Source organism: Ruegeria sp. AH12, from assembly GCF_056541465.1.
Genome location: NZ_JBQFYL010000029.1, coordinates 1 through 6,144 on the forward strand (window position 1 = coordinate 1; position 6,144 = coordinate 6,144).

The following is a 6,144-nucleotide window of genomic DNA, read 5'->3' on the forward strand; positions in this document are numbered from 1 at the left end:
CTGCGGTCAGCGTGGTCTTACCATGGTCAACATGCCCAATCGTGCCGATGTTGACGTGCGGTTTTGTACGCTCAAACTTTTCCTTTGCCATTCCTCAGGCGCCCTTTTGCATTTTGGGGGACCCTTGGTCCCGTGGTTACATCTGCGCGCGCGAGATATTTGGTTCAGGGGGGAAAATCAAGCACATCCTTGGGGAAAAGCCGAGCTCAGGCCGGATTTTGCACTAGTTCGGTAGAATCGAGCGGTTGGATCAGGTCTGGTCGCTTGTCGAACCAGCCATTGTCGTTGTGCTCTTCGGCCAGCCATTCTTCGACGCGGTCAGCAACTTTGAGGGCCAAACCACTCATTTGCTCTTCTTTGGTTCGGGTGCGCCCTGAACCGGCAAAGGCGCTTTCCCCAGTCGTATCTTCCAGCACTTGGAACTGTTTGGCCTTGGCCAGGAACTCTTTCTTTTTGACGTCATAAACGTTTACCAAAACAATCGCGGTGCTTTTAGGATTATAGATAACGGGAACTCCGGGAGGAGCCAGCATATAGCCTTCGAGGCTGATGCCGATGTCATATTCCTGCGCCCCTTGATAGCGCCCCAGCCGGATATCAACCGCGTTCTGGATCGCGTCTTCCCATTCTTTTGGGGTTGCATCGCGCGAAACCGGACCCTGTTTCGCCTTTTCGGCAAACGCGTAGTTCACCCGCAGCTTGAATTCACCCAGTGACTCGGGTTCTTCGTAAACCTGTGTCTGCGTGCAGGCGCCCATTAGGGCCAATCCGGTGATCAGTGTCAGAATGCGCAACATGTCTCGTCTCGATAGGCCTGTTTTTCTTTTGATTTAGCGCACCAACACAGGCTGTGCCAAGCCGCATCGGCAGAATTTCACCCGCGCAAGCCCCCTGATCACGAGAATTTATAGTCGCGTGGGAACCCGTAGGGCGGCTTTTTCCCAACACTGGCGCGTTTGGCCAGCCATTGGGACATATCCGCCTCGTGCCGTGTCTTGTCGCCACCCATCGACCATTTGAGGCCTTCCTCCCAGTTGAAGGTGGTGACGTCGGACAAGCCGCCATCCAGTTCCAGCGTCCCCTGCCGCCCGCGCGCCATATTGTATTTTTGAAGGCGGACACCCTTGCCGCGCGTCATCTCGGGCAGGTCTTCGGTCGGGAAGACAAGGAACTTGCCGTTCTGAGATACGACCGCCACATGGTCGCCTGCGACCGGCTTACAGATCATCGCCGTCTCGTCATCCTTGACGTTGAGCACCTGTTTGCCGTTGCGGGTCTGGGCCAGCACGTCATCCTCGGGCACCATGAATCCGTTGCCTGCGTCGGAGGCTACCAGCAGCTTTCGCCCCGGTTTGTGGATCAGGATGTCGATGATCTGAGCCTCGTTTGGCAGGTCGACCATCAGACGCAGCGGTTCGCCCATGCCACGCCCACCGGGCAGGTTGGCGGCACTGACCGTGTAAAACCGCCCGTTTGACGCAAACACCAGCAGCCGGTCGGTGGTCTCAGCATGAAATATGAACCGGGGGCCGTCGCCGTCCTTGAACTTCAATTCGCGTGCCAGATCGATATGTCCGGTCATTGCGCGAATCCAGCCCATCTGAGAGCAAACCACCGTGATCGGTTCACGGTCGATCATTGCTTCGAGCGGCACTTCCTCGACCTGTCCGGCCTCAGCAAATTGCGTGCGGCGCGCGCCACCTTCGTAGTCTTTGCCGAAGGTCTTTTTGGTCTCTTTCAACTGCTCGGCAATCTTGGCCCATTGCAGGGCGGGATCGGCCAGAAGGTCTTCGAGGTTGGCGCGTTCCAGCATCAGCTCATCGCGTTCGCGGACCAGCTCCATCTCTTCCAGACGGCGCAAACTGCGCAAGCGCATGTTGAGGATCGCATCGACCTGAACTTCGGACAACTCACCCTCGCCCGGTTTGGGCGAGACATAGTCGGCTTCGTCGGTCGCGCGGACATGGTCTATGCCCCAGTCCTCGCGCATCAGCGCGGCCTTCGGGTCGTCGTCGTAACGGATGATGTCGATCACACGGTCGAGGTTGAGGAAGGCGACGATAAAGCCCTCCAACACCTCCAAGCGGTGGTCGATCTTCGCCATGCGGTGGCGAGAGCGGCGCAGCAGAACCTCCTGCCGGTGATCAAGGAAAGCTCGCAGCACTTCCTTCATCGAGCAGACCTTAGGCGTTACGCCGTCGATTAACACGTTCATATTCAGGCTGAATCGCACCTCAAGGTCAGAGTTGCGGTAAAGCATGCCCATCAGCACCTCAGGGTCCACGTTCTTGGAACGCGGTTCCAGAATCAGGCGAATGTCATCAGCGGATTCGTCGCGTACATCCGCGAGGATCGGAATCTTCTTGGTCTGGATCAGCTCAGCAATCTTCTCGATCAGCTTGGATTTCTGAACCTGATAGGGGATCTCGGTGATCACGATCTGCCATTGGCCGCGACCCAGATCCTCGACCTCGAATTTACAGCGCAGCCGGAAAGATCCGCGCCCGGTGCGATAGGCTTGCGCGATATTCTCGGGCGGCTCAACGATCACGCCGCCAGTCGGGAAATCCGGGCCGGGCACATAGTTCAACAGCGTATCGTCACGCGCATCCGGCGTTTTGATCAGGTGCAGGCAAGCATCGCAGAGTTCCGAGATATTATGCGGCGGGATATTCGTCGCCATCCCCACCGCGATTCCGCTGGCACCGTTGGCCAGCAGGTTGGGGAACTGCGCTGGCAGCACAACCGGCTCGGTCAGCGTGCCATCGTAGTTGTCGCGGAAATCAACGGCGTCTTCGTTCAGACCCTCAAGCAGCGCCTCGGCCACGATGGTCATCCGTGCCTCGGTGTATCGCGAGGCCGCCGGGTTGTCGCCGTCGATATTGCCGAAATTCCCCTGCCCGTCGACCAGCGGGTAACGCACGTTGAAGTCCTGCGCCAGACGCGCCATCGCGTCATAGATCGCAGCGTCCCCATGCGGGTGATAGTTCCCCATCACGTCGCCGGAAATCTTGGCCGATTTCCTGAAACCTCCGGTTGCACTGAGTCGCAGCTCTCTCATCGCATAGAGGATTCGCCGGTGGACCGGCTTCAGCCCGTCCCGCGCATCCGGCAGGGCGCGGTGCATGATGGTGGACAGCGCATAGGTCAGATAACGCTCACCAATTGCGCGGCGCAGCGGTTCGGCCACCTCGCCCCCACCTTCAGGGGCCTCCATATTGGGGTCGTCGATCGTGTCATTCATAGATGATGTGATACGACGCAAGCGCGGCTGGGTAAAGCAAGCATGGTCCATTTTGCTGGGGACAAGTCGTGCTTTTTGCAACAGGGGGAGGCAAGCCTGTGTTTTCCCCCGATTTTCGACTCAGCCATCAAAATATGGTACCATTCCGACAATAAATGAATGCTGCCTTTTTGTTGTTGTAACGATTGATTTTGGGGGATGCGCCATGACGCGCCTTATTTTTATTACATTTGCCGCACTCGGCTGGACCTTTTACGTGATGAGCGGAGGCCCGGATTTTGAACCACGCGGCCTGCGCGCGGATAATCCGCAACGTATGGCCGAAGCTTTCAAGCCCGCCTCTAAGCCCGTGGCCTCAGCCGCGGTGGAAGAGCTTGTGACACAGGTCAGCTTTGAACCGACCCCCTCGGATCGTCCTGCACAAACGCTTGAGCCGCTTGCAGAGCCTGAGCCAGCCCTGACCGAAGAAGAAACCAAGGCCATGCTTGCACAGGTGGCCGCTGGCCTGCAGGCGAACCCCTCTTTGTTCGAAGATCAAACTGTGTCGCTTGCGCTGGCATCGCTTGAAGACGGTGTTGCCTCACTTCAACAGGTCGCTACAGACGCCGACCCCGAGACAGTAGGCGTGCCCGCTTTGCCTGAGCCAGAAAAGGACATCCGCGAGATTTCAGGCACACGCGTGAACATGCGCGATGGGCCCGGTACGATCTATCCGATCATCGGCAAAGCGCAGATCGGCCAGCAGGTCGAAGTTCTGAGCGACTCGGGCACCGGCTGGTTGCGCCTGCGCGTGTTGCCCGGGCAACAGGTTGGATGGATTTCAACATCGCTTGTCCGAAAAACATCAAACTGATTGTTTAGCGTCATTGTCCTGCCCCAATGCTGACCGTAGCTATTGAGCACATTCTGGTGCGGGACACTCATGCAAAAATCGATTCTCATCACAGGTTGTTCTTCTGGTATCGGGCTTGATGCAGCACACGGTATGCGAGCACAAGGGTGGCGGGTGTTTGCCTCGTGCCGACAGCAGCGTGATTGTGACCGGTTGCGCGCCCAAGGCTTCGAAAGCCCACGAATCGACTATGCGGATGCAGACAGTATCAAGGCCGGGTTGACCGAGGTTTTACAGGCCACCGGCGGCACGTTGGACGCCTTGTTCAACAACGGCGCCCATGGCCTGCCCGGCGCGGTCGAAGATGTACCCACAGACGGGTTGCGCCACATCTTCGAAGCCAATTTCTTTGGCTGGCACGAACTGACGCGACAGGTCATTCCCGTCATGCGTGATCAAGGGCATGGGCGAATTGTTCAATGTTCATCTGTACTTGGGCTGGTGGCATTCCCGTGGCGGGGGGCCTATGTGGCGACGAAATACGCCATCGAAGGGCTCAGCGACACGATGCGACTTGAGTTGAAGGACACAAACATCCGCGTGATCCTCATCGAACCAGGCCCGATCACGTCAAAGCTGCGTGAAAAGGCCATCCCGTTATTCGAACGGTTCATTGATTGGGAAAACTCGGCCCTACGAGCGAAATATGAAAACTCACTGCTGAAGCGATTGTATGAAAGCTCGGGGCCCGACAAGTTTGAACTGCCCGCTTCGGCGGTCACGGCTAAGCTGGTCCATGCGGTCGAAGCGCGCAGACCCAAAGCCCGCTACTATGTCACCACCCCGACCTATATCGCCGGCTATCTGCGCCGGATATTGCCCACAAGGGCGATAGACCGCATTCTGTCCGACATCTGAGACGAAATTACCGGTTCGCTTTTTCGGGTATCGGGGCTAGATCAGTCCAAACGAAACAAAAAACGCAGACGGTGAACCCTTATGGACCTTTTGATGGTCGTTTTGCTTCTGGCCATGGCGTCAGTGGTGGTCGTGTTGGCGATCGGCATTTCCAACTTCGGCAAAGGCGGCATGGCGGCTGCGAAGAAAAGCAACAAGATGATGCGGCTGCGCATCCTGTTTCAGTTCATTGCCGTATTGCTGATCCTGCTCTACGTCTACCTCAAAGGACAGGGGGCATCTTAAATGGTTGTACTAAACAAAATCTACACACGAACCGGAGATGACGGGAAAACCGCCCTCGGCAATGGTGAGCGGGTTGCCAAATACTCTGGCAGGGTGGCCGCTTATGGCACAGTGGATGAGTTGAACTCATTCGTGGGCGTGGCACGCACAGAGGCCGGTGGTGAAACCGATGCAGCCCTCGCCCGCATTCAGAATGATCTGTTCGATCTGGGGGCCGATTTCTGCCGCCCCGACATGGAAAAAGATGCCGAGGCAGACTATCCGCCACTGCGCATCGCCCCTGCCCAGATCGACCGTCTTGAGGCCGAGATTGATGCGATGAACGCAGACCTTGAACCGTTGCGCAGTTTCATCCTGCCGGGTGGATCCCGTCTGGCGGCCCATCTGCACGTCTGCCGCACCGTGTCCCGTCGGGCCGAACGCCTTGCTGTTGAGCTGACAAATATGGAGCCGGTGAACGAGGTCGCCGTCAAATACCTCAACCGTCTCAGCGACTGGTTTTTTGTGGCGGCCCGCTGCGCCAACAACAACGGCAAAGACGACGTCTTGTGGGTTCCGGGCGCGAACCGCTGAATGGCGCGCCTGCAAATCAACTGCTTCTATCCGCAACAAAGTTTCGCGCCGTGACGTCAAAAAAATCAAAACGCGACGTCTCAAGCTTATGACGTGACGATTTTGCCCTGTTGTCGCAAGACATGAGACGTTATTCAGTCGTCCGAGAGCATTGGTGGAGTCGCATTGCGGCTTGCCGTTTTTGTGAGGAGAAAGCGCAAAATGAAGGTACTCGTGCCTGTCAAGCGCGTGATTGACTATAATGTGAAGGTTCGCGTCAAAGCGGACGGTAGCGGTGTTGATCTCGCCAATG

7 protein-coding genes and 1 pseudogene are annotated in these 6,144 nt (G+C 57.2%); 5 read left to right on the forward strand and 3 right to left on the reverse strand.

Annotated features, from left to right (window positions below; all coding sequences use genetic code 11):
* From ACR0EL_RS21195 to parC, 3 genes are all read right to left on the reverse strand, one after another.
* Window positions 1–91: GTP-binding protein (locus ACR0EL_RS21195; protein ID WP_215675807.1), on the reverse strand; the 91-nt coding region annotated here is incomplete at its 3' end.
* A 115-nt stretch (window positions 92–206) separates the two neighbouring features.
* Entirely contained in the window at window positions 207–797 is a 591-nt protein-coding gene (locus ACR0EL_RS21200; protein ID WP_480502129.1) for a hypothetical protein, read from the reverse strand.
* A 98-nt stretch (window positions 798–895) separates the two neighbouring features.
* Window positions 896–3,244: a DNA topoisomerase IV subunit A gene (gene parC, locus ACR0EL_RS21205; protein ID WP_480502131.1), complete on the reverse strand. Its 2,349-nt coding sequence runs from the start codon at window positions 3,242–3,244 to the stop codon at window positions 896–898.
* A gap of 205 nt (window positions 3,245–3,449) precedes the next feature.
* Between parC and ACR0EL_RS21210 the strand changes: the two genes are divergently transcribed.
* The 5 genes and pseudogenes from ACR0EL_RS21210 to ACR0EL_RS21230 form a co-directional block, all read left to right on the forward strand.
* The gene (locus ACR0EL_RS21210; RefSeq protein WP_480502133.1) at window positions 3,450–4,097 is read left to right on the forward strand and encodes an SH3 domain-containing protein; all 648 of its coding nucleotides are present in this window, start codon (window positions 3,450–3,452) and stop codon (window positions 4,095–4,097) included.
* 69 nt (window positions 4,098–4,166) lie between these two features.
* Window positions 4,167–4,994 carry an SDR family NAD(P)-dependent oxidoreductase gene (locus ACR0EL_RS21215; protein WP_480502135.1) on the forward strand — a complete coding sequence of 276 codons (828 nt, stop codon included), beginning with the start codon at window positions 4,167–4,169 and terminating at the stop codon, window positions 4,992–4,994.
* A gap of 81 nt (window positions 4,995–5,075) precedes the next feature.
* Window positions 5,076–5,279, forward strand: coding sequence for a twin transmembrane helix small protein (locus ACR0EL_RS21220; protein WP_170531301.1), 204 nt, complete (start codon window positions 5,076–5,078; stop codon window positions 5,277–5,279).
* Entirely contained in the window at window positions 5,280–5,852 is a 573-nt protein-coding gene (locus ACR0EL_RS21225) for a cob(I)yrinic acid a,c-diamide adenosyltransferase (RefSeq protein WP_353013411.1), read from the forward strand.
* 201 nt (window positions 5,853–6,053) lie between these two features.
* Window positions 6,054–6,144 (forward strand): annotated as a pseudogene (locus ACR0EL_RS21230) (electron transfer flavoprotein subunit beta/FixA family protein); the annotation flags it as partial.